Source organism: Chryseobacterium sp. 14P4.3.2 (genome assembly GCF_057799275.1).
This window is the reverse complement of the sequence record NZ_JBYOKO010000012.1, coordinates 15,240-38,526: the sequence shown is the minus strand read 5'-3', so window position 1 is coordinate 38,526 and position 23,287 is coordinate 15,240. Positions and strand designations below refer to the sequence as shown.

General features: G+C 35.9%; 22 protein-coding genes. 15 read left to right on the top strand and 7 right to left on the bottom strand.

Annotated features, from left to right (window positions below):
- Positions 1-43: 43 nt before the first annotated feature.
- The 7 genes from AC27VX_RS16705 to AC27VX_RS16675 form a co-directional block, all read right to left on the bottom strand.
- Complete coding sequence (locus AC27VX_RS16705; RefSeq protein WP_236857693.1) at positions 44-1,381, bottom strand: UDP-N-acetylmuramate--L-alanine ligase; 1,338 nt, start codon at positions 1,379-1,381, stop codon at positions 44-46.
- 6 nt (positions 1,382-1,387) lie between these two features.
- Complete coding sequence (locus AC27VX_RS16700; protein WP_236857694.1) at positions 1,388-1,825, bottom strand: hypothetical protein; 438 nt, start codon at positions 1,823-1,825, stop codon at positions 1,388-1,390.
- Positions 1,826-1,840: 15 nt separating this feature from the next.
- Positions 1,841-2,647, bottom strand: a complete 807-nt coding sequence (locus AC27VX_RS16695; protein WP_236857695.1) for a lysophospholipid acyltransferase family protein — start codon at positions 2,645-2,647, stop codon at positions 1,841-1,843.
- A gap of 27 nt (positions 2,648-2,674) precedes the next feature.
- A complete protein-coding gene (locus AC27VX_RS16690; protein WP_236857696.1) occupies positions 2,675-3,304 on the bottom strand; it encodes an NUDIX hydrolase in 630 nt (209 codons plus the stop codon).
- Positions 3,305-3,655: 351 nt separating this feature from the next.
- A complete protein-coding gene (locus tag AC27VX_RS16685; protein ID WP_236857697.1) occupies positions 3,656-5,215 on the bottom strand; it encodes an Rne/Rng family ribonuclease in 1,560 nt (519 codons plus the stop codon).
- 369 nt (positions 5,216-5,584) lie between these two features.
- Positions 5,585-5,875 carry an HU family DNA-binding protein gene (locus tag AC27VX_RS16680; RefSeq protein ID WP_002984212.1) on the bottom strand — a complete coding sequence of 97 codons (291 nt, stop codon included), beginning with the start codon at positions 5,873-5,875 and terminating at the stop codon, positions 5,585-5,587.
- A gap of 316 nt (positions 5,876-6,191) precedes the next feature.
- Entirely contained in the window at positions 6,192-6,863 is a 672-nt protein-coding gene (locus tag AC27VX_RS16675) for a response regulator transcription factor (protein ID WP_236857698.1), read from the bottom strand.
- Positions 6,864-7,042: 179 nt separating this feature from the next.
- Between AC27VX_RS16675 and tssO the strand changes: the two genes are divergently transcribed.
- From tssO to AC27VX_RS16600, 15 genes are all read left to right on the top strand, one after another.
- A complete protein-coding gene (tssO, locus tag AC27VX_RS16670; protein ID WP_236857699.1) occupies positions 7,043-7,579 on the top strand; it encodes a type VI secretion system TssO in 537 nt (178 codons plus the stop codon).
- A gap of 11 nt (positions 7,580-7,590) precedes the next feature.
- Positions 7,591-8,115: a type VI secretion system transmembrane protein TssO gene (locus AC27VX_RS16665; protein ID WP_236857700.1), complete on the top strand. Its 525-nt coding sequence runs from the start codon at positions 7,591-7,593 to the stop codon at positions 8,113-8,115.
- A 45-nt stretch (positions 8,116-8,160) separates the two neighbouring features.
- A complete protein-coding gene (locus AC27VX_RS16660; RefSeq protein WP_236857701.1) occupies positions 8,161-9,072 on the top strand; it encodes a PKD domain-containing protein in 912 nt (303 codons plus the stop codon).
- Between the two features lie 47 nt (positions 9,073-9,119).
- The gene (gene tssR / locus AC27VX_RS16655) at positions 9,120-11,525 is read left to right on the top strand and encodes a type VI secretion system protein TssR domain-containing protein (protein ID WP_488696753.1); all 2,406 of its coding nucleotides are present in this window, start codon (positions 9,120-9,122) and stop codon (positions 11,523-11,525) included.
- Between the two features lie 414 nt (positions 11,526-11,939).
- Positions 11,940-12,347 carry a type VI secretion system tube protein TssD gene (gene tssD, locus AC27VX_RS16650; RefSeq protein WP_236857703.1) on the top strand — a complete coding sequence of 136 codons (408 nt, stop codon included), beginning with the start codon at positions 11,940-11,942 and terminating at the stop codon, positions 12,345-12,347.
- Positions 12,348-12,743: 396 nt separating this feature from the next.
- The gene (locus AC27VX_RS16645) at positions 12,744-15,239 is read left to right on the top strand and encodes an ATP-dependent Clp protease ATP-binding subunit (protein WP_488696750.1); all 2,496 of its coding nucleotides are present in this window, start codon (positions 12,744-12,746) and stop codon (positions 15,237-15,239) included.
- A gap of 58 nt (positions 15,240-15,297) precedes the next feature.
- Complete coding sequence (locus AC27VX_RS16640; RefSeq protein ID WP_488696748.1) at positions 15,298-16,161, top strand: lytic transglycosylase domain-containing protein; 864 nt, start codon at positions 15,298-15,300, stop codon at positions 16,159-16,161.
- Between the two features lie 116 nt (positions 16,162-16,277).
- A complete protein-coding gene (locus tag AC27VX_RS16635; protein ID WP_488696746.1) occupies positions 16,278-16,529 on the top strand; it encodes a hypothetical protein in 252 nt (83 codons plus the stop codon).
- The gene (locus AC27VX_RS16630; protein ID WP_488696744.1) at positions 16,502-16,804 is read left to right on the top strand and encodes a YdcF family protein; all 303 of its coding nucleotides are present in this window, start codon (positions 16,502-16,504) and stop codon (positions 16,802-16,804) included. The genes AC27VX_RS16635 and AC27VX_RS16630 overlap by 28 nt, the downstream gene beginning before the upstream one ends.
- A 355-nt stretch (positions 16,805-17,159) precedes the next feature.
- Positions 17,160-17,573, top strand: a complete 414-nt coding sequence (gene tssD / locus AC27VX_RS16625; protein ID WP_236857707.1) for a type VI secretion system tube protein TssD — start codon at positions 17,160-17,162, stop codon at positions 17,571-17,573.
- A gap of 211 nt (positions 17,574-17,784) precedes the next feature.
- Complete coding sequence (locus AC27VX_RS16620) at positions 17,785-19,980, top strand: type VI secretion system Vgr family protein (RefSeq protein WP_488696742.1); 2,196 nt, start codon at positions 17,785-17,787, stop codon at positions 19,978-19,980.
- Positions 19,981-19,982: 2 nt separating this feature from the next.
- A complete protein-coding gene (locus AC27VX_RS16615; protein WP_300690012.1) occupies positions 19,983-21,056 on the top strand; it encodes a PAAR domain-containing protein in 1,074 nt (357 codons plus the stop codon).
- Positions 21,057-21,276: 220 nt separating this feature from the next.
- Positions 21,277-21,510 carry a hypothetical protein gene (locus AC27VX_RS16610; protein ID WP_236857710.1) on the top strand — a complete coding sequence of 78 codons (234 nt, stop codon included), beginning with the start codon at positions 21,277-21,279 and terminating at the stop codon, positions 21,508-21,510.
- Positions 21,511-21,522: 12 nt separating this feature from the next.
- Positions 21,523-21,846 (top strand): hypothetical protein, encoded by a 324-nt coding sequence (locus AC27VX_RS16605; RefSeq protein WP_488696739.1) that lies wholly within the window; start codon positions 21,523-21,525, stop codon positions 21,844-21,846.
- Positions 21,846-22,970 (top strand): hypothetical protein, encoded by a 1,125-nt coding sequence (locus AC27VX_RS16600; RefSeq protein ID WP_236857712.1) that lies wholly within the window; start codon positions 21,846-21,848, stop codon positions 22,968-22,970. The genes AC27VX_RS16605 and AC27VX_RS16600 overlap by 1 nt, the downstream gene beginning before the upstream one ends.
- Positions 22,971-23,287: the final 317 nt, after the last annotated feature.

Below are 23,287 nucleotides of genomic sequence, written 5' to 3'. Positions count from 1 at the left end.
TTATCGATAGAGCAGCTCAAAAAGAGTTACATAGTTTTCCAATTTATCTGGTTAGATCCAGTCCGCCAAAGTTTCCTGAGCTCATCATCAAATAAACTCCATCTGTCTTGTTTAAAGTATTCCAGTAAGTATGAAGATCTTCAGCATTAGTGAAAACTCTCAGATTTTCATTCTTGAATTTTTCCTTGATAAATTCAGGAGATATAGGCTCCATTCTTTTAATCTTTAAAGCATCTTCAGAATAGAAAACCACAGCTTCATCCAAGCCATCCATGGCATGGTCGTATTGCTCCAGAAAAGCAGGATTTAAGCTGGAATAAGTATGAAGTTCCAGGAACCCATGCTTTTTTTGTCCCTTAAACTGCTCATTGAATGCTTTTACTGCCGCTTTTACCTTGCTTGGAGCGTGGGCAAAATCTTTATAAAGAGTTCCCTTATCTTCTCTGTCTACTTTTTCAAGACGTTTAGATGCCCCTTTGAAACTCATAATAGCTTCATAGAAGTCTTCATCCATAATACCCATATGGTGGCAGATGTGTCTTGCTCCTTCCAGATTTAATAGGTTGTGTGCACCAAAGACAGAAAGCGGAACATCTCCCATTTCAGTTTTTAAATATACTTTACCATTATTGATTTCATATTCAGGGGTTTTGTAAGGTATTTTTCTGAAATAGTTTTCAGCATTTTCCACCACTTTTACCACCTCCTGATCTTCTTCATTGTATACCAGAACTCCTCCCGCTGTAATGCTTGCTACAAACTTTCTGAACTGATCGATATAGTCATCAAATGTTTTAAAAACATTGATATGATCCCATGCAATACCGCTCATCAAAGCGATATTCGGCTGATACAGTAAAAACTTGGAGCGGAGATCAATTGGAGAGGAAAGATATTCATCCCCTTCCAGTACCATAAAGTCATTATCCTGAGTAAGCTTTACCATACAGTCAAAACCTTCCAATTGCGCCCCTACCATATAGTCTACATCTTTCTGGTGGAAGTTCAGGACATGAAGAATCATTGAGGTAATGGTTGTTTTACCATGTGAACCCGCAATAACCACTCTTGTTTTATTTTTGGCTTGTTCGTATAGAAATTCCGGATAAGAATATATTTTCAGACCCAGTTCTTTTGCTCTTGCCAACTCAGGATTGTCTTGGTGTGCATGCATTCCCAGAATAACAGCGTCTATATCCGGAGTTATTTTTTCCGGGAACCAACCCATTTCCTCAGGCAAAATTCCCTTTTTCTCCAGTCTCGATTTTGAAGGTTCAAAAATGGCGTCATCTGAACCTGTAACCTGATATCCTTTATCTTTTAATGCAATGGCGAGATTATGCATGGCGCTTCCGCCAATAGCAATGAAGTGGGTTTTCAATTGTATTTACTGTTTTTTAACATTAGTATTAATGATCTCCTGAAAAGCTGCAAGAATGTTCTTCCAGTTGGTCTGATAATTGGGCATGATCATGCTGGCATCTGTTTTATTGCCTTCATTGGGCCCCTTCTTGATATTGACTGAAGTAGAAACATGGTCATAAAGTTTTTTACGGTCTTCCTGTATCCTTCTGAAATTATTCTGGGAAAGAACCTGATCTAGTTTTTTTAGATCTTCATTGGAAATTTTAAAATCCTGTTTAAATTTTTTTCCTTGTCCTTCAAAAGAATAATGTACGTTGTTATCTTTTATAAGCAGGTTTTCATAAATAGGCGCAACGCCTCCGCTTTTCGAATAGCTGATGTCAAAATCCGAATATACTTTTTGGCTGTTGCATGAAACTAATACTATGATTGCAAATAAGATTCCAAGTATTTTGTTCATAATTTTTTATTTACTTTAATTATTTGAGTCCTTTTGTTCTAATTTTTTAGCTTTAAGTTCTTCATCATAACTGTGTAATATGTTGAAATCTTCAGTCTGTTCAATAGCTGTCATGATTTTCAATAAAATTTCCGGTGCTTTTTCATTATCGTAATCGATATCCAGGGGTGCTTTGAACTCCATGGTAGGTTTTACACCGGTAACCTTTACCCTAAGTCCCTTTTTATCAAAAGCCCTTCTGAATCCGTTGATCTTGATTGGGATAACAATAGGACGCTGGTTTTTTACCAATTTGGCCGTTCCTCTTCGTCCCTGTGCAAAAGCGGATGTAGTTCCCTGGGGGAATGTAGCCACCCAGCCATTGTCCAATGCTTTCATGATGTTGTCAACTTCACTCATGTCTACCATTCTGTTCACGTTTTTACCCTCTGCTCTCCAGGTTCTTTTTACGGTTACAGCTCCTGCAATTTTAAAAATTTTAGGAAGAATACCTTTATTCATGGTTTCTTCTGCTGCTACGTAGTAAAAATCGATCTTTGGATTCAACAGGTAGATCGGGTTTTTAATGGTATTTAAATATCCATTGTTTACGGCACAGAAAGCGTGGTACATGGCTGCTACATCTGCAAAATACGTCTGATGATTAGACACAAACAATACATTGGAATCCGGAAGATCCACAAGGTGCTCTGTGCCGGTAATTTTCAGTTTGTTAAAGCCATTGAACCTTCTGTAGGATACAAATCCTAAAATAAAAATAATTAACCTTTTTAAAAAATAAGGTGTTCCGAATGCATCGGTGAAAATATTTTTCTTCGCCATTTCTCAATTAAACACGGTAGTGCAAAGTTACATTTTTTTCAGCAACTGGCTGAATTCACTTAATATCATTGCTGTAGCTCCCCAGATAATATATCCATTGAAATTAATGACAGGAACTTCATGTCCGCCTGCGTTGGGAAGATTCATCATTTCAGGGATATCAGATAAATTTAGAAATGAAGTGATAGGAAATTCTATGGTTTCCACAGCTTCGCTCTGCTGAAGAATGAAAGCCGGATTTTTTTTTGTATATGAAATATAAGGATATACATAAAAATTGCTTGGCGGAACATAGATAGGAGACATTTCTCTTATGATTCTCATATAATGCTTGTCTATCCCAATTTCTTCAGAGGTTTCACGTATAGCGGTTTCTGCAAAATCCCTGTCCATTTCCTCACGTTTTCCGCCAGGTAATGAAATCTGCCCGCTATGTCTGTCATGTTCATTAATGGTTCTTTGAATCAGGGGAAAATACCACTCGTTGTCTTTCAGATACAAAACGATGTTAACAGCTGCAAATTTAGGATTCTTTGCCAATACTTCATCATAAGTAAAAACAGGACGATAGGGAGGAGAGAATACTCCATGCGCGTGTTCGCCGGGAAGTGCGACACTTTTTATTTTCCTTAATAAATCTTTTCCAAAACTTTCCATACCTCAAATTTAACAATATATCTTGAAGAAATAAGACACTTAACATTAATTAACCTATAATGAAATTACAATGTAAAGGATATCAAACCTCAATTACTGCTTTATAAAAAGAGTCTGCAGTATGAAAAATTAGCAGACGTATTGAATTAACCTTTGAAGATACCAAAGTATATGACAGGAGAATAGAAAAGACAGAACTCTTAATATATTGTCTAATTTTCGGAATGAAAGTCCAGGTGAACCTTCAAAATAGTTTTGTTCTCAGCAGAAATAGGGGGCTTTTTGGGTAAGCTTTCAGGATAGGGCAGGTAATAAAAAACCTTCAGTGCAACTGAAGGTTTAAATTTTGTCTTAATTAGAGAATTCGATCAATTCTTCTTTCTTTGAATTGTAGATTTTGTATTCCAGATATTTAAAAGAATCCCTGGGTACAATGGTTACCCATTTTTTGTATTTGATAAACCATTTCATTTGGATACTTTTTATGCCTTTTGTTAGGTAGGCTTCTACAAATGGGTGTACGTGCAGATAAATTTTTCCTTTTTCTTTTTGTAAAAGGTTTCTTAAGGTTTCACCCATTCTTTCCACGATGACAATAGGAGCTACAATTTCTCCGTCTTTGTTCGGGTTTTCTTCTTTGGTTTCGATCTGTTTTTCCGGACGGTTTCTTTGTCTGGTGATCTGGATCAATCCAAATTTACTTGGAGGAAGAATTTTATGGCGCGCTTTGTCGCGGCTCATTTCCTCTTTAAGGTGTTCATAGAGTTCTCTTCTATGATCAGAATTTGGCATGTCGATGAAATCGATCACAATAATACCTCCCATATCACGAAGACGAAGTTGTCTTGCGATTTCGGTGGCTGCCATTTTGTTCACTTTCAGCGCGTGTTCTTTATTAACGGCTGCTCCGGTTGTAATATTGTTTCCGGAATTGACGTCTACGACGTGAAGTGCTTCTGTGTGTTCAATAACAAGATAAGCGCCTTTTGAACTCGGAATGTTCACGTGTTTTCCGAAGCTCTGTTTTAGTTGTTTTTCAACATTGTAATATTCCAGAAGAGGAATATGGGAATCATAAAACTGGACAATATTTTTCCTTTCTGGAGCGATTACCTCCACATAGTTTTTCATTTCGCTTACCATCTGTTCATCATCACAGATAATATTGACGAAATCCTGATTAAAATTGTCTCTTAAAATAGCTGAAGCTTTGTCTTCTTCGCTTAAAACTTTGGATGGAACTTTGTTTCTCTGGATGTTTTTAAAAGTAGTTTCCCATTTTTGAACCAGCTGATTCATGTCATTGTGCAGGTCTGCTACTTTTTTTCCTTCGGCTACCGTTCTGATGATGACTCCGAAACCTTCAGGTTTGATACTGTCGATAAGGGTTCTCAGTCTTTCTTTTTCCTCAAAACTTCTGATTTTTTTGGAAATAGAAACTTTATTGTCGAAAGGAATTAAAACCAGGAAACGTCCTGTAAGTGAGATTTGGGTAGAAATCCTGGGACCTTTTGTAGAAATAGGCTCTTTGGTAATTTGCAGAAGAACGATATCGTCTTTAGCAATTACTTTATCTACCGTTCCGTTTTTATCAATTTCGGGTTGTATCTCGAAATTTTTTAAGCTTGAAGTGCTTTGTTTTTTAGAAATAGTATCTTTTAAAAACTTCCTGTATGTAAGATATTGAGGACCCAGATCCTGATAATGCAGGAATGCATCTTTTTCATATCCAATATTTACGAAGGCGGCATTTAGATTTGGTGCCAGTTTTTTTACTTTTCCTATAAACAGATCTCCAACTATAAAATCGCTTTTGTCTTCTTGCTCATGAAGTTCACATAGTCTTCCGTCTTCCAGCAGTGCAATCTTTGTAAGATCATCTTCATGCGAAACTATTAGTTCTTTCTTCATTTTGTTATAAGATAAAATTGTTTAGATTATTTAGGAAACGGGTGTTTTTGTAGATTAATTCATCTAATAAATATATGAATTTAGAATGAAATCCATTATATTTTTATTAAAATAATATTTGAAACCATCCGCTTTCCAAGTAATCTTATAGTTGCAAACAAAAATATAGTCGGTGAACTTTAGAAATTTAAAACCACCAACTATATTATTATATTGTAAATCTCGAGAAGAAGAGATTATTTTTTCTTATGTCTGTTCGCTCTTCTTCTTTTCTTTCTTTTGTGAGTCGCAACCTTGTGTCTTTTTCTTTTCTTTCCGCTTGGCATAATTTTAATTTTTTAGTAACTAGTTAATATTCAGTTAATGTTCTTATTTTACTGCAACTTTAGTTTTTACTTTCTCTACAAATGATTTTGAAGGTTTGAAAGCAGGAATGTTATGAGCAGGAATCTCAATTGCAGTATTTTTAGAAATATTTCTTCCTGTTTTAGCAGCTCTTGTTTTAATGATAAAAGATCCAAAACCTCTCAGATAAACGTTATCCCCATTATACATAGAAGTTCTGATCTCCTGCATAAAAGCTTCTACAACTTTCTGTGTTTCATTCTTTTCTGTTCCCAACTTATTTGAGATGGTGTTTACCAATTCTGCCTTTGTCATTTCCTTATTTTAATTTTAAATTTTAGGTGTGCAAATTTAGTTAAAAAAATTGAATACTAGCAAATTAGTGGCAAAATATTTTTGCTCAACAAGTTGGAGATTTAATATGTACGCTATATTAAGACGGGTTTAGCGAACTTAATAATAATATAATACAGACTGCAATAATGCGAAAAATATTTCAAAAAGCAATGAAAATTATTGATTACAGGTATACTTATCAAGGGTTTGTCATCCCTTTTTCTTTGCTGTTCAATGTCTATTCAACGTCAATAATTGTTTAAACATTACCTGAAATTTTTAACCTGATATTATTTTACATACTAGAATTGTAATATCCGTTTTCTACACAGAAACGGATAAGATGCAGCTTTGTTTTAAGCCCCAGTTTTTCAGTCAGACGGTTGATATAAGTATCAATAGTTCTTGTGCTCAGATTAAGTTTTTCTGCAATTTCTTTATTACTAAGTCCTTCATAGCAGAACCTCATGAGTTGTATTTCAGCAGGAGAGAGCTCTTCCTGGCCCTTTTTCTGCCGGTCCATATACTCTTGCACAGCCAGTGGCTGCTGTTCCCACTCTTTAGAATAGGCATGATAATCAAACTCTTCAGAAGCAATAGTCCCTTTGATGATATCTTTTATGATAGTGCTTTTTTTCTGACAGTAATAGGTGTTGGGGATTTTGGAAAGAATTTCTGCCATATCTTCCTGATAAGTACCGGAATAAGTGACGATAGGCGTTTCTGCATTGTTTTTTCTGATATACTTTATGGCTTCAATTCCGCTTAATACCGGCATGAAAAGTTCTATGACAAACACGTCTTCCTGCCTTCTGTAGATCCTGTTCACAAGCTCGTGGCCATTGTTACAGTCGTTCAGGAGCATATAGAATGGATTTTCCATAAGGGTTTTGATCATTATTTTCTTAAAATAAAAATCGCTGTCAGCAATGGAAAACCGTACGGTATTAGATAATATTTTACTCATTCTTAATATCGATTTGGCGAATGATATTTAAAATTCAGAGGCCTAATTTAGGAAAAACTTATTAAATCGGAAATTAATATTAAGTTAATCAGGGTTTTCACGAAATAAACTTGGGGAAATTACGTATTGTACATAAATTTTTTTTTTTATATTTTCACAGGCCAAACAAATCGCAAATTATGTCTTCGAACAGGGAAAAAAAATTGAACAAATCTGACGTCAGAATAGGCATTTGGAAGTTTATACTGTCTTTTGCCGTTTTGTCGGTAGTATCTTTCGCATGTCTATTTCTCTTTTTCAAGAGTTATGATATACAGCGGGAAGGAATTAGCCGGGAAGCTGAAGCATACAAAGAATTGATGCGCAGAAGTGACGTATTGAAAAATCATGTTGATGATATTTATGATAAAATGAACCAGCTTAGTGTGAATAAGGTGGAGAATGAGGTGTTTCTGCGAACCAGTATTATGGATAACGTGAGAGACGCCAAAAATATTATGAACAAAGACAGTAGCCAGAACTTTAAACATTATGCTGTGCTGATGAAGCAAATAGAGCCTATGATGTCTCTGAAAGCCAAAATTATAGAAGTGGAATACAATAAGAGAATTGTTCTCAGGGATCTGGAAGAATGTATGAATAAAACAAAAGTCACCAACAACGAACTTAGAAAAGATCCTACCAGGAATTTCACAGGAAGTAAAAGACGAAAATAAAAACAGAAAATATGCAAGGACAAATAACACTATCTAAAAAGGAAAGGCATTATCAGTTTTTTTATTTGATACTAATGCTTGTTACCGCAATGTTTTTTCTGGGAATTATCTTTTTAAAAGGATTTGTCTCCCCGTTTTCTGATGAAGATGTAAGAGGAATTCAGAATCTTGAAGAAAAAGCTGAATTTGAACAGCACCAAAAGGTTGTTCTTCCTATCATGGATAGTACATATGCCATGATCAGCAAACTTACAAATGAAGCGCCACAGCCTTTTGTTGAAAATAATATCCAGGTAGGAATCAACGATCTTAACAGTTATTTTAATGGTTATGATGTAACCGATATCCGAAAAGATGCATATCCTCAGATCGCTAAATTCTATAAAATGTATTTTGAAGACAAAAAAGTGATTTCCACCACTTCGGAAGACATCAAAAAGTTTGATAAACAGGTCGAAGATTGCAGAATCGGGTTCAAAAATAAGCAAAACAGACTTTATGAACGCGAAACCGCTTTGAAAGCAAGAACGCAGTAATACAATATAAATACTAGGAACTATACACATCACAATTACTTAATTATGAATTATTTTCAAAAGAACAAGAAAAACATTATTATCGGTGTTATCGCCACCCTGCTCATAGCAGCACTTGTTGCCCTGTGGCTGCAGAAAAAAGTGATACATTCTGCTGATGATATTGTTGGAGTGGTTTATCCGTCTTCACTGGCGGTAGGAGATACCCTTTTATTTGAAGATAAAACCCAATTCGCAAAGACCAAAAGATGGAATTTCGGAGATGGTACAACTTCTGATAGAAACAGTGGAATTCACTTCTACAATAAACCGGGATATTACCAGGTAAGCTTGATCGTTGACAACAAATACACGAAATCTTTCCCTGTAATGGTTGGAGCAAGAAGCCTCCAGAAGTCCAAAGATACTACAAAAATCAAGTCTACTATTGAAGCCCCTGTTCAGGCTATGCAAAATGAAAACGTGCCGTTTCGTGCCGTTTCTGAAGCGAAACAGTTTGCATGGAAATTCGGAGAAACAGGCAATACAGATTCCAAGGATAAGTTTACGATTTATTCTTACAAAAAGCCTGGAGATTATGTGGTAACTTTATACACTGAAGAAACTCAGGAACCTATTTATCACCGTATTAAAATCCTTCCTGCCTATAACTCTCTTGCCGAAGATGAAATATCCGTAGAAGACTCTTATGCAAAAGTAGATAATGATTTCAAATATCACCTGCAGCAGATTGCCAACGGAAACAGTTTCAATATGCATTACAATTACCTGTTGAAAACCTATTTGTGTAATAATGAAAATACTGTGGTAAAGGTAAATGACAGTAAAGCAAATAACTTTTATATGTACTGTGCGGGCCTTCAGTTTGACAAAAATACGGTGATCCAGACTGTAAAAGTGAATCTTGATGACACACAAAACTGTGTAACTAAAGTTGACATCAACCAAAGCAAATAATACCATCCGGTTGTACGGATGTGCCAATCATAAAAAGATAAAATAGGATGAAAAATAGATTTCCTCTAGCAGCATATTATATAGGACTTTCAGTATTACTGACGAGTTGCCAGGTAAAGCTTCCGTCAAAGAAAACTCCTGAACCGTCCCAGTATGGACAGGTGGATAACTCTCCTGTAGTCAATGGTTTTCCTAAAAAGTCAACTCCATGGATCGTGATCTCAGATCGATCAAGAAATACGGCTTACTTGGATAAAGATGATGAAAAATCATATAAAGAAGTGAAATTTTTAGAACCATTAATGGTTTTGAAACACAGAGACGGAATGGTAAAAGTAGCGGAATACGTTCCTGATGCTTTAATGAAAAAAGTTTCGTCAAAATCTATTAAAACATATGGCTGGATTCCAGAATCTGACCTTCTCCTGTGGAATAACTCTTTAAAAAGCGAAAAGACAGGTTATCCGGTAAGAGTAGCTGTAGTACCCAGTAACAGTGAGGTGATAAAAAACGCTGAAAGATACTACAAAAATGATTCTATTATGGTGTTCAACTCACCAAGTCTAATCGAAAATGCCAAGGTGAAAATTCCTAATGGCCAGATTGTATATGTTTATAAGCAGGCTGAAAACAACAAAAGATTTTTAGTAGGTAAAAAACCTTCAATAGATATAGACAGCATCAGCACAGGACTGTATGGATGGGTAAGTTCCAATGTGATTTCCAAATGGGGAGAGCGTTCCGCTGTAAAGCTGAAAAATACAACAGGGATCAATGATTCTGCTTTGGGAATTCATGAAGGATACCCGGGTGGATCAGCATCTGACGCAGAAAATAAAACAGCAGTTCTCCTTACAGAAGTTAATAAAAGAACACCACTGGAAAATATTTTCCCGGTAACACTTCCGTTAGAAGAAGCTCCAACTCCCGATTCTAAAACAAAATACTTCACCAATATTTTAGATTACAGTAAGAACTATGTTTCCAATGTATTAGGCGAGCCTATATATTTTGACCGTTACAGAGAGATTACAGAAAGGGACAAAAATATTAATATTGTTTTTGCACTGGATGTAAGTGCACCGAACGCGCCATATGCACCTATTGTAAAATCATTATTACAAGATCTCCAGCTTAGATTTGAAAAGCCTTCTTATTTCAGCAACGTAAAATACGGAGTAGTTTTATATAAAAATAACCCTTGTGGAAATAACCTTTCTGTTTCAAACCTAAGTACGGATTATAGTAAAATAACGTCGTTTATTGATCAGAAAACAAATGAGATGAACTGTGCAAGCAACAATGGATATCAGCCGGTAGGAGAAGCTCTTTCTGCAGCCGGGAACCTTCTTTCCAATGTTCCGGATGAAACTAATATTGTAATAACTGTAGGTACTTCCGCCAATCAGAGTGGAAATATGTACAGCGTAATCAGCTCTCTTACTCAGGCTCAGGCCAGACTGATTATGTTTCAGACAAGCGCAAGATCTTCAGATACATACAATGACTTTGTATTGATGGCTGAAAATGTAGTTACCAATACAGCAAAAAATATTGCTGAGCTTAAAAAGCAGAAGATCATTAACCAATATGATGTTCTTACTAAAAATAATTTCAGTCTCGTAGAAGGTGATGAAGGATTCTTCTCATTAGCTTATCCTAAGCAAAGTATGTCTCAGGGATTTGTCATCTTTCCAAAAAAAGGAGATATTACAACTCCCGGGTTCCTGAAAAAATCAGTAGACAGCCTTATTTCACAGGTTACTTTAGATAATCAGACTGTGGACAAATCTCTTAATGAGTATTTCCATTCATCAGTAGGAGCCGGAAGAACAGATGTAGATGTAAAATACAAGTATCTGTACCCAGGCCTTACGAATCCGGTTTCAGCAGGAATTGCTGCTCAGCTGATCAACTATGGAAGCCCGTTCCTGGTAAAAGGGTATATTCCAAAAGAATTGAAAGAATTTACTCCCGGTATAGAAAAAGGAATTCTTATTTCAGAATCGGAATATGATAACCTAAAAGCTTTCTATACAGAAGTGTACAGAAATACAGAAGCGGATCGTCCAGGCTTTAATCAGGGAAGAGCCATAAAAGAATATGTAAAACTACTGAAGAAGTATAATCCGACCATAAAGTTCCTGGATAAAGGAGATCTTTACGAACTTCCAATGTCTTATGCAGTTGGAATGAGTACAGGGTTTGACCTTTCAGAAGAAGAATTGATGTCTAAATATAAATTAAAAGGTTGGAGAAAATCGAAGATTGTTCCTAGTGAAACAGTAAGAAATTACTTCCACCACTATAAAGATTTAGCAGACAGAATGCTTGCCAACAGAAATAATCCGGCGGTGAAAATTCAGCAGAACGGACAGACGTTCTATTGGCTTAACGAATATTTTACGCCAACAAGAATCCCGACAGAACAACCGGAATATACTAAACATTAAGATTTAGTTTTTATAATAAAAAAGCAGGAGACCTATACTTCTGCTTTTTTTGTGCTTTGATGGAAGCCAGACGTTGTACCTTTTAAGCACAAAATATAAAACTTGGGCTTTAAGAACGGATGTGAATTTTCAATTTTTCATGTTCTATTTTATGCTTTTATCTGTTGTTATTTCTCTTTTTAGTGTAAAATTTCCTTTTTTATGATGATTTTATGATGGTTTGAAAATCTTTATTGAAGCATATTTGAATAGAGTTGTTAAATCCAATGTCGTAGAATTACTACAAGAAATCGTAGAACTACTACAAATTTTCAGATTTATATTGAAAAGTTTTTTTTAGAAAAAAAGAGCCTCTATATTTGCTGAACAATCACCGAATCACAAAATATTACTAACGATTAAAATTTACAAATCATGGCAGAAAGAAACTCGAGAGGAATCTTAAAATTCAATAACGGAGAAGGTCAGAAGCTGTTAAAAATGAACTACAGTGTATCAAGATCTACAGACGTTTCAGGACGTGTAGCATCAGATCCTTCCAATGCACTAATCAAAGTGACAGTAGAAGCCACTGAAAAGTCTGATATCCTTGAAAGCTTACTGAATGGGAAATACAAGCCTACAGTAGGAGAAATCACATTCAATAAATCTCACGAAGAAGGTACACTGATCACTTTAAACTGGAAAAACGGATACGTTATCCAGCACGAAGTAGACTTTGATGCAATAGACAGCAATAGTATGCTGATCAGCTTTGTAATCAGTGCTGAAACTATTGACTACGGTTCTTCTGAGTATGCAGGACTTTGGCCAAGCAGCTAATATTTATACACATTATCAACATTCATATGAAAAGACTGTCCCTATTAAAGGCGGTCTTTTTTTGCCTGTAATAAGATTTTATGCCAATTGCCAGAATTAAAATAACAGAGGACAGCTTTCATGAAATTTAGAAAGAAAAGGAACAAAGACAGTAATTTGTTATTGAATTTTCACAAAGAAAAGAATCTGGAAAAAGAAAAAAGGTCGTTGCTACTTCTCTAATTGAAGAATTAACTATCTTTAGCTCGTTTAGAATAAAATTTTTAATTTTAGCAAAATAAAACGAGGCTTTTGATTCTCTGGCAATCAGTTATGAAAATACAGATAAAGAGAATCATCCCCTGTGAATCACATCAAAACCAGAACGCAAATATATTAATATAAGAAAAATTATAAATGGGAGTACTAGTAACCAACGAAACAGTAAAGCAGCTATTTCATATTGCTCAGTCGATAGCGAAGGAAAATTATAATGGCACTTATGGAGGCCCGCATATTTTGCAGGCTTTAATGCATAAAGATATAGGACTCAATGAATTCCTGAAAAGCATAGATAAAGATCCTGGCTACTTCTATGAATGGGCAGATGTCCGCATTGAAGAATACCCTAAGACAGCCCATCTTCCGGAAGAGGTTGGCCAGGATGATGCCGTAGATACCCTTATAGAAGAGGCTGATGATATCCGTCTAAAATTGGGGCTGGATGAGATCACGCCCATTTGTATTCTGACGGCCATTGTAAAACCGCAGGTTGTATTCTCACTTCAGCAGCTAAAATCTCTTCCGTTGAGGGAGCACGAGATATTCAATTTATATAGAAAAGATACCCCATTTACCGTTTCTGAAGATGGTGATTTTTCATCTCTATTTTCAAATGGGTCAGACTATTCGGATACCTCTTTTCCGTCTATTAAAAGTTATTGCGTAGACAGAACAGCGCAGGCAAGAAAAGGAGACCTTGAAAATATTATTGGAAGAGACAAAGAACTCAGAATGCTGGTAGAAATTCTTTGCCGAAGAAGCAAACCAAATGTAATCATCATTGGAGAACCTGGTGTCGGAAAAACAGCATTAGTAGAAGGCTTTGCTATAGAAATTACAAAAGGAAATGTTCCGGAAATGCTTAAAAACGGGACCCTTTTAGAACTGGACACAGGAGCATTATTAGCAGGAACTTCCTATAAAGGCGAAATAGAAGACAGGCTGAAAAAAGTGATTAATGAATGTAAGAAAATTGAAAAAGCAATCCTTTTCATTGATGAAATTCATACTCTTTTAGATCCCAAAGGCAGTATCGGAAATGTGGCAAACCTTCTTAAACCGGAATTGGCAAGAGGTGAAATTACCGTAATAGGTGCTACTACCCAGGAAGAATATAGGAAAATTATAGAGCCGGAACAGGCTTTCAATCGTCGTTTTGAGGTGCTTACAGTTAATGAACCGGATGAACAGACCTGTGTGAAAATGATTGATGTACTTTTAGAAGGCTACAAAAAGCACCACGGCATTGAAGTTGAAAAAACGGCCCTTCCGGAATGTGTACGTTTAGCAAAAAGATATGCTAAAGGTAAAAAACTGCCGGATGCTGCTATCGACTTGTTAGACAGGACGATGGCTGCTATAAAAATGCTTGATGAACTTTCAGAAAAAGAACTTGGAAGCTGGAAAGAAAGCTATGACACCATTTTGAAAGAAGAATTTGCAGACAATAAAGATAAAGCGGATGAACTGATCTGGACTTATAATCTGTTAAGAGATAAAATTAGCCCTATTCTTTGGGGGTCTCTAAGCGAACAACCGGCGATAGATAACTCTATGCCTGCAGACCAGATTCAAAAGATTATTGAAGATACGTATGCAGAACTTTTACAGCATGCTGCAAAGAAAAGGGAAAAAGTAGACAGATTAGAACTGGCTGCTGTAATGGCTGCCAAAACCAATATTCCAATTGGAAAAATTCAAGCTCAGGAGAAAGAAAAACTACTCAATATGGAGTCTCTTTTACTCAATAGGGTAGTAGGACAGGACCATGCCTTGAAAATTCTTTCTGATGCCATCGTGGAGAACCGGAGTGGACTGAATAAGCCAGGACAGCCGATAGGTTCATTCTTCCTGTTGGGACCTACCGGAACAGGTAAAACAGAGCTGGCGAAATCAATGGCAGAACTGCTTTTTAACGATGAAAAGGCGATGGTTCGTTTTGATATGTCTGAATTTAAAGAAGAACATTCCGCGGCTTTATTATACGGAGCTCCTCCGGGATATGTAGGCTATGAAGAAGGAGGGATGCTGGTCAATAAAATAAGACAGCAGCCTTATACTGTTGTTTTGTTTGATGAAATTGAAAAAGCACATCATTCTGTGTTTGACGTTTTCCTACAGATCATGGATGAAGGGAAAGTACATGATAAGCTTGGGAAAGAAGGAGACTTCAGCAATGCACTTATTCTGTTCACATCCAACATTGGAAGTGAGGAAATAGTAAAGCAATTTGAAGAAGGAAAAATCCCGGAATCATCCTCACTGATGCAGATTATGTCGAATTCAGGAAGATTCAGACCAGAATTTTTAGCAAGAATCACAGAAATTATCCCTTTTGCACCAATCACAGAGTCTATTGCAGAAAGAATTTTTAATATTCAGCTAAAATCACTTCACACTTCACTTACCCGATTAGGAATTACTCTTAAAATCAGTAATGATGCTGTGAGAAGCCTTGCGTTAGGAGGATTCAGCAGTAAGTATGGAGCAAGACAAATCTCAGGAGTAATCCGTGCACAGCTTGCCAGACCCATTTCTAAAATGATTGTAAGAGAAGAAGTGAAATCCGGACAGACGGTTCATGTAGACTGGAATAAAGAAGAAGAAAAAATCAGCTGGAAAGTAGATTAGTTACGAAGAAAAAATAGCAAAAAGGTAAATTGCCTTTTTGCTTATAAATACATTTAAGATGAAAACGATTGTCAGAAATATCTTTACAGGTTTTATGATATTGGGAACTGTTATTTTTGTGAACGGACAGTTTCTTGCCGCTTCCGATACTTCGGAAAACAGTGTAAAAAGATACAAAGGAATTATTAATGCCAATAAAGATCTTGTAGAATTTATTGAACAGTTACTCCTTCAGAAAGGACTTCCCAAGCATTTGAGAAATCTGGCGCTGATAGAGTCTCATTTTGACAGAAATAGTACCTCAGGAGCAGGAGCCGTAGGAGTCTGGCAGCTGATGACCGCTCATGCCAATCAGTATGGGCTTACAGAGCAAAATCGTACAGATGTTTATAAAAGCACAAAAACGGCCGTCATCTCTTTGGGAAATCTCTATAAAAAATATAACAACTGGGTGACAGTAGTAGCCGCCTATAACTGTGGTGAAGGAAATATTGCAAAGGCAATGCAGGCTGCAGGCTCGTCTCAATATCACGAGTTTTATAAATACCTTCCCGGAGAAACCATTAATCATGTGAAAAAATACCTGAATGCGTGCTACGCTACAGGAGAGCTCCAAAGCGTGCTGAATAACTATAACTCTGCAAGAATAAATAAAATATTCTTCGAAGACGGGAACAGAAAAATAGCCAGTGAAAACCTTTCAGAAACCGAAATTAATGCTGGGTTTAATCTGAAAATTGTTGCTGATGAACTCAAAGTTGATTTCGACAAAATTCTGGTCTGGAATCCGGGAATTGTGGAAGAACTACAGAAAAAAGGTGAAAGCCCTTTTTATCTTCCGACTGATCTGATGCCAGATTTTCTGTTACGAAAAAATAAAATCCTTGTTCGATCCATAAAAGAAGGAGGAAATACTCCATAGAAGAAATACCTTAAATAGAAAATTATTAATAGCAATCAGTTTCATTGAGCTGGTTGCTATTTTATCTTTATCTTATCAATTCAATTTATGAAAAAAATGTAAAATATATCCTCTTATTGCTTGCTTTTTGGTTTGTTGCATATACCATTTATATACTAATCGATGGGCTTGATGATAAAGGTGGAAGAGCTGATCTGGCAGTGGTTTTAGGAAACAAAATTAATGAAGACGGTTCACTGTCAGAAAGGTTAAAAGCAAGGTTAGATCAAAATATTAAACTATATCATGCGGGGCGGGTAGAGAAGATCCTGGTAAGTGGTGGATTAGGAAAAGAAGGATATTGGGAGGGAAGCAAAATGGAGGAGTAAACCATATTCCACAGGAAAATATCTTTGTAGATAACTATGGGAACAATACTGAAATGACGGTTAAAAATACAATCCGGATCACGGACAGTCTGCATTTCAAAAGTATTATTTCAGTTTCACAATACGATCATCAGACAAGAATAAAAAAACTCTTTAAGGAAAATCATTTCTATGCTATAGAAAGTTCAAGTCCTGACTATTTTGAAATACGGGATTTTTACTCAATTTTCAGAGAATTTTTTGCCTACTATAAAGCTGAAAGATTAGCACTGTGATTTTGTAAGTTGGGTAAATAATTTATATCTGAATATTGAACCCCAAACTTTAAATCTTCAATATGAATTTCCCATATTTATCTCTCAGATTTCCTCTTTAAACTGTAATTATATCTCTTTATTGTGTAAAATGTTCCTTTTTCGTGAAATGATTATTATTGCTTAAGTCCTTTATTAAAAGGTGTTTTGGTGTTTTTTTTAAATCTAATGTCGTAGAATTACGACAAGAAATCGTAGAACTACTACAAATTTTCAGATTTATATTGAAAAGTTTTTTTTAGAAAAAAAGAGCCTCTATATTTGCTATACAATCACCGAATCACAAAATATTACTAACGATTAAAATTTACAAATCATGGCAGAAAGAAATTCAAGAGGAATCTTAAAATTCAACAATGGTGAAGGACAGAAGCTGTTAAAAATGAATTACAGCGTATCAAGATCTACAGACGTTTCAGGACGTGTAGCATCAGATCCTTCTAATGCATTAATCAAAGTTACCGTAGAAGCTACTGAAAAATCAGACATTCTGGAAAGCTTATTGAATGGGAAATACAAGCCTACAGTAGGAGAAATTGTATTTAACAAATCTCATGAAGAAGGAACATTGATTACCTTAAAATGGGAGAACGGATACGTTATTCAGCACGAAGTAGATTTTGATGCTATTGACAGCAACAGTATGCTGATCAGCTTTGTAATCAGTGCTGAAACCATTGACTACGGTACTTCTCAGTACGCTGGACTGTGGCCTTCATCTGGCAAATAAGCCTATTCATCATCTTAGTAAAAATAAAATTGGTACAGGACAGTGCACTCGTAAGGGTATACTGTTCTGTTTTTTCCATGAAGAATCATGATATCCCGAAAGCTATTCTCTGTAAGAGTTTCTCCGGAAGATTGATCAATATTATATTTCGATTTTGTATATACTGTACAATCGGTAGTGTATACATTTTTTAATTTAAACACAATATGCTATGTTTCAGGATGACAAGAAAATTAAAATAGAAAGCCCCGGCAATGCTACAAAAGCAGGCAAGGGGCATATTAAGAATGTTGCAGAAAAAGCTGAAGGAAAAATAAGTAATGTTGGCGAAAAAACAAAAAAAACGGTAAAAACTGGCCAGCAGGCTGTAAGTTCTGTACAAAGTGCAGATATGTTTATGAATCAGACTTTGGTTCCTAATACAGCATCTATTGTTGAAAATAAAGTATGGGCAAAACAGCCCACCTCAAAAATACATAATGTAGAAGCCATTGCTGAAAGTTTTATTACCGGAATTAACCGTGTCGTAAAACTCGAAGTGGTTATTGAAGGTCAGATTATTAAGTATTTTAAACATTTTAAATTGGTACAAAGTGCCGCAAAGCACCATGAGTTCAGTTTGACACTGGCTCACGATACATTGGGAAGCGCGGAAAATCATAATTTAGAAGAGGCACAGAATTTTTTGGGAAAAAGAATTACTATAGTTTTCAAATATAAAGATATTCCTAATGGCGCTGAGCGAAACTTTGTGGGAGTCGTTACAGAAGTCGGGTTCAGTCAGGAAAAAGGTAGTTTGGGAAATATAGTTCTTAAAGGATACAGCCCAACAGTACTTTTAGATGCAGCACCCCACATTCAGAGTTTTGGGGGAAGTCAGCCTGTGAGCTTAAACAGTATTGCAGATCATGTGATCAGAGAAGGGCTGGGGCAGAATAAATTTGACTTTAGGGTAGACGCCCAGCACGGAAATGTTTCCTACAGTTCCCAATATGAAGAAACCCATTATAATTATCTTGCCAGAATGGCGGAAGCGTATGGAGAGCAATTCTACTATGATGGGGAGGTTCTGCATTTTGGAAAACTGCCGCCTCAGGAGAAACCTGTGAAACTTACTTACGGCAGTAGTGTAAGCGATATTTCAATTAAAATGAAAGCACAGCATGTAAGCCCTAGTTTTTATGGATATAACAGCAGCAAAAATGAAAAGCTTACAGCCGGAAGTTCAAAAATCAATCATACATCAGATATTGCGCGGCGTGCGTATGAAATATCAGAAAAAACCTTTACAACCCCTTCATTAAGAGTAGCCCCAATCAAGGCATCATCTTTTATGGATATTGATGCTTCTCAGAAAGGAACTGCCGGAAGTAAAGCATCTGAAGTTTTTATTACTTCAGGAACTACTACTGTCCCTTTCTTATATCCGGGCTGTCCTGCAGATATAGAAATGCGTAAAGCTGACAGTAATGAGACTTCTTATTTTACCAAACTGATGATTATTGAAGTTACGCATGAAGTAGATGCCAGAGGATATTATGATGGGAAATTTGAAGCTATTGCTGCAGATACAGGATTTATTCCACGTCCGGAATTTGAAAATCCAAGAGCAGATGCTCAATTTGCCAAGGTGATTTCCAATACTGACCCTTTAAATCAGGGAAGAGTCCGTGTTCAGTTTGATTGGCAAAAAGGGCAGGACACAACGGAATTTATCCGGGTAATGACACCTGACGCGGGAAGCAGTAAAAAGGTGAATAAGAACAGAGGCTTTATGGCTATTCCTGAAGTAGGAGATCAGGTTATCATTAATTTTGTACATCAGCATCCTGATCGTCCCTTTGTGATGGGGGGAATGTTCCATGGTCGGGTAGGTGCAGGTGGTGGAGTCGGAAATAATATAAAAAGCCTGAGTAGCCGTAGTGGGAATAAGTTAGAGCTTAATGACGGGGAAGGTTCTGTATATCTTACAGACCAGGGAGGTGCAAATATGAAATTTGACGGTGCCGGAAATGCGACCACTAATGCCAATTCGAATCATACTGTAAATGCCGGAAGTAAAAATACCATTAATGTTGGCGGAAAAAAAGATGCGCCTCCACAATGTATTTTGGAAATGGACAGTGCCGGAAATATTACGCTAGATGGTAAAACAAGTTTAACCATTACGATTGGCGAGAGTATTTTAAAGATGTTGGCAGATGGTACCGTGACTTTAAATGGTAAAAATGTGAAAATGGAAAGTACTGAAACTTTTGATATCTCTTCAAAAGATTCTACCTTTAAAGCAACTAATAATACAGAAGTAGGAGGTGGTGTGCTTACTAAAGTGACGGGGATAACCCTTCAGCTGTTTGGTAGTTTCCTTGCAGAATTAAAAGCCGCTGTAACAAAAATAAATAGTTAAATATGGGAAAACTGGCTGCACGGGCACTTGTAGATCAGGGGGCTCATACCGGACCTATAACTGCCGGAAGTTTTAATGTGTTAATCGGAGGAAAACCGGCTGCTAGAAAAGGAGATCCCATTACTTGTTCCTCTCACGGAGTCGCGAGTATTGTAGAGGGATCGTCATCTGTATTTATCAATGGAGTAGCTGCTGCAAGAATGGGTGATAAAACAAGCTGCGGTACACCACCACAACCACCCCCGGCAGGACCTACAGGAGCTCCGGTGGATAATCATTTCTGGAGCATTATCCCTAAAGATAAACTTAATAGCGACGGAACTATTGATCATAAATTAAAAGATAATATGTCATTAAAAGTCTTTGAAGCCTATGCCAATAGAGAAGATAAGACGAAAGACGGAAGTTATGATTACGGAACTTTAGGCTTTACCGTATTTGAGATGAATGTTAAAGGAGACTATGAACCTTTAGGAAAAGGAAACGGGGGAATAGGAGGAAGCGGAGGATTTTCAAAATATAAAGGAGAGCTGAAAGGTGGAATCTATGGAAGTAATGGATTATACGGTGCTGAGGGAGAAGGAAAAGCTTCGATGATGTCCGGAAATGCAGAAGCTCACTTAGGTAAAGAAGGTGTTCTTTATCATAAAAGTGAAGTAAAAGGTGACATCGCCTATATCGAAGGAAAAGCTGAAGCTAAGGTTTTAACCGGAGGATCTGACAACAGATATGGCTTTCAGGCAGAATTATCCGGAGATATGGGAGCTGCTAAAGCAGATTATGAAGGGCAGTCTGATTTCTTTGGTGTTTTAAAAACAAAAGCTAAAGTAGGACTTTCAGGAGGCTCAGGTGCACTTGGAGGTAAAGGAGGAATGTATTATGATACCGATGACTATGAATTGGGAGTAAATGTGGGAGGTAAAGTTGCCGCTTTAGTAGGTCTTAAGTTAGACCTCGAAGTCACTTTAAGTGCTAAGCCTATCATTAATGGAATAAAAAATTTAAAAGAATGGATGTTTCCTTCCGTGATTGAAGGAAAAATTTTAACTGGTTGCGCAACCGTAATAATTGGATAATATGAAGATTTTATTGTATGTTACATTTGTAATTTTGTATGGTTTATTGCTTTTTAAATTGCCTACATTATATTCAAAAAAGAAAGTTTTATTAATAACAGGCGGTGGGATATTGGTCGGCCTTTTATTTTTAGTTATAGCATATTTTAGTTTTTTAATGTACGCTTCAAAATATGATAACAGCCTCTTGGTATACGAGAAACAGTTTCTAAATATATGTATGGGAGTTGTTGCATTATTCTTTTTCAGCTTTTTTGTTTTGTTATTTGTGGATACAATTTTAGATAGTGTGCTGGTGAGATTTCATCAGACGTATAATTCCCAAAATATAGACAGAAATCCGGTAAGGTTCTTTATTGGAAATGTTGAGAAAATCAAAGTAGGAATTAAGCTACTCTTCTTTTTGGGAGGCTTCCTTGTTTTCTATGGAATTTGTTTTGGAGCTTCAAAATAAAAAGGAGTTCTTATGAAATCAAAATTAATTATTGCAGTAGTTTTTTTTATACTTTCAATATTCGTAATAGCCTCCGTATTCATCTGGAAAGACTATCATATACTAATGAAAGTACAAATGCCGATGATTATCCTTTTTGGATATCTGTGGACAATATTTGGCGTTGCTTATATTTTTGATACAATCAGAGAAAAGTCAATAGTGAAAGGAATACAGAATGAACAGCCCTATGCTGTACTTTTCCGTTTTTCAACCCTGATCAATGTGTTTACTTTTCTTTTTTTTGGTATTTTAGCTATTGCAACAATTTTAATATTAATTGTATTTGATCTATAATGAAAAGTGAAACAACTCAAGGAAATATTTGGTATAGTTTTCCTGTAGAGCAAACCTACACCAAAGAATATCTTCAAGCCAATTTTTGGAAATGCCTGTATACTACAGGTGATGAAAATCTACATTACTGGGCCATATTACCAAATAGTGTAAAACCCAATAAATTGGAGCCTGTTAGAATTAATGAGCTTTCCATTACTAATATAGGGCAATATGTAAGAGATGATAACAGTCCATATCTGGAAGTTCAGGTAGCTTATGAACATTATGAATTTGAAATGAATGCTTCAGACTGGATCAAAAAGAAACTCGTAATGATGGGGGAAGAAATCATTGCAGAAAGAGTTATAAAGGGTAAAAGCACCGGCAATTATCTGGACGTTCTTTGTAAAAAAAATATTTCAGGAACCAATATTATTTCAAGATTTACAGTTTTAAAAGATTATAATAACCGAAAAGGGGGAGCCAACTACTTTTGTATTAAAGCCACTTGTGAAGAAGAGCACTATGAAGATTTAAGCCTTTCCATGTTGCAGATTGTAACCAACTGGGATTTAATTAATAAGTCAGATTGGCAAATGGCTGAACTATTGACTCCGTTTATGGATGAATTTACAGAACCTGTAAAATTCTTTGTCCCTCAGTCATGGGAAGCAAAGTATAACAAGAATACGAATCATAGCTTTTCCAATTATATTTTTGAGCATTCAATGGATGGGAAAAACAGAGGCGTAATTAATTCTTTTTTTTATAAAACCGAAGAATTCGGTAGCGTTGAGCTTCTTGTTAACTCTCAATTGGCCCGATTTGAAATAATTGACGACTTACAGGCATTACTGACACCCATAGAAAGGGTAGAAAGCAAAGAGATTCAAAACCCGGCGGTAGACATCCTTTATAATATCGTCGGAACATTAGACTCTGAAAATGAAAATTTTCATGCCAGCATTACAGTAGCCATTATTAAAACATTAAAAGGATGGTACTACTTTGAAAGCATCGGTCCTAAACCTAATTTGCAAAATAATTATTGGGAGGTTAATAGAAGATGTATCCAGATTATGATTAATTCCTTTAATAATTTAACATTTGAAGTCAGAGATGAGTCACACTTCAATTCTTAAAGTAAGATCTTCTAATACCGTTTTGACCTAAAAATTTAAAGACCTGTAAAGGTCTTTTATTGTTTGTAAATATCAGCTATTAGCATATTGTATTTCTCTTAATATTGTGTGGATTGATGTTTTGGTTTCGAATTTAAATTGAAGTTAAAGTATTTATTAATAGTAAGTTGTAGAATTGTTTAATTCTATTATCGTAGAATTACGACACGAAATCGTAGAACTACTACACTTTTTCAGATTTCTTCTTAAAAGCTTTTTTTTCAAAAACAGGGGCTCTATCTTTGTTATATAATTATTGAATAACAAAATATTATTAA

What these genes read in the sequence shown, in the direction of transcription:
- AC27VX_RS16620 (WP_488696742.1), top strand. Translation starts at nt 17,785, where the DNA reads ATGTTTCAGGATGACAAGAAAATTAAAATAGAAAGCCCCGGCAATGCT.
- AC27VX_RS16640 (WP_488696748.1), top strand. Translation starts at nt 15,298, where the DNA reads ATGAAAACGATTGTCAGAAATATCTTTACAGGTTTTATGATATTGGGA.
- AC27VX_RS16600 (WP_236857712.1), top strand. Translation starts at nt 21,846, where the DNA reads ATGAAAAGTGAAACAACTCAAGGAAATATTTGGTATAGTTTTCCTGTA.
- tssR (WP_488696753.1), top strand. Translation starts at nt 9,120, where the DNA reads ATGAAAAATAGATTTCCTCTAGCAGCATATTATATAGGACTTTCAGTA.
- AC27VX_RS16680 (WP_002984212.1), bottom strand. Translation starts at nt 5,875, where the DNA reads ATGACAAAGGCAGAATTGGTAAACACCATCTCAAATAAGTTGGGAACA.
- AC27VX_RS16610 (WP_236857710.1), top strand. Translation starts at nt 21,277, where the DNA reads ATGGGAGTTGTTGCATTATTCTTTTTCAGCTTTTTTGTTTTGTTATTT.
- AC27VX_RS16665 (WP_236857700.1), top strand. Translation starts at nt 7,591, where the DNA reads ATGCAAGGACAAATAACACTATCTAAAAAGGAAAGGCATTATCAGTTT.
- AC27VX_RS16690 (WP_236857696.1), bottom strand. Translation starts at nt 3,304, where the DNA reads ATGGAAAGTTTTGGAAAAGATTTATTAAGGAAAATAAAAAGTGTCGCA.
- tssD (WP_236857707.1), top strand. Translation starts at nt 17,160, where the DNA reads ATGGCAGAAAGAAATTCAAGAGGAATCTTAAAATTCAACAATGGTGAA.
- AC27VX_RS16675 (WP_236857698.1), bottom strand. Translation starts at nt 6,863, where the DNA reads ATGAGTAAAATATTATCTAATACCGTACGGTTTTCCATTGCTGACAGC.
- AC27VX_RS16685 (WP_236857697.1), bottom strand. Translation starts at nt 5,215, where the DNA reads ATGAAGAAAGAACTAATAGTTTCGCATGAAGATGATCTTACAAAGATT.
- AC27VX_RS16605 (WP_488696739.1), top strand. Translation starts at nt 21,523, where the DNA reads ATGAAATCAAAATTAATTATTGCAGTAGTTTTTTTTATACTTTCAATA.
- AC27VX_RS16695 (WP_236857695.1), bottom strand. Translation starts at nt 2,647, where the DNA reads ATGGCGAAGAAAAATATTTTCACCGATGCATTCGGAACACCTTATTTT.
- AC27VX_RS16700 (WP_236857694.1), bottom strand. Translation starts at nt 1,825, where the DNA reads ATGAACAAAATACTTGGAATCTTATTTGCAATCATAGTATTAGTTTCA.
- tssD (WP_236857703.1), top strand. Translation starts at nt 11,940, where the DNA reads ATGGCAGAAAGAAACTCGAGAGGAATCTTAAAATTCAATAACGGAGAA.
- AC27VX_RS16660 (WP_236857701.1), top strand. Translation starts at nt 8,161, where the DNA reads ATGAATTATTTTCAAAAGAACAAGAAAAACATTATTATCGGTGTTATC.
- AC27VX_RS16645 (WP_488696750.1), top strand. Translation starts at nt 12,744, where the DNA reads ATGGGAGTACTAGTAACCAACGAAACAGTAAAGCAGCTATTTCATATT.
- AC27VX_RS16615 (WP_300690012.1), top strand. Translation starts at nt 19,983, where the DNA reads ATGGGAAAACTGGCTGCACGGGCACTTGTAGATCAGGGGGCTCATACC.
- tssO (WP_236857699.1), top strand. Translation starts at nt 7,043, where the DNA reads ATGTCTTCGAACAGGGAAAAAAAATTGAACAAATCTGACGTCAGAATA.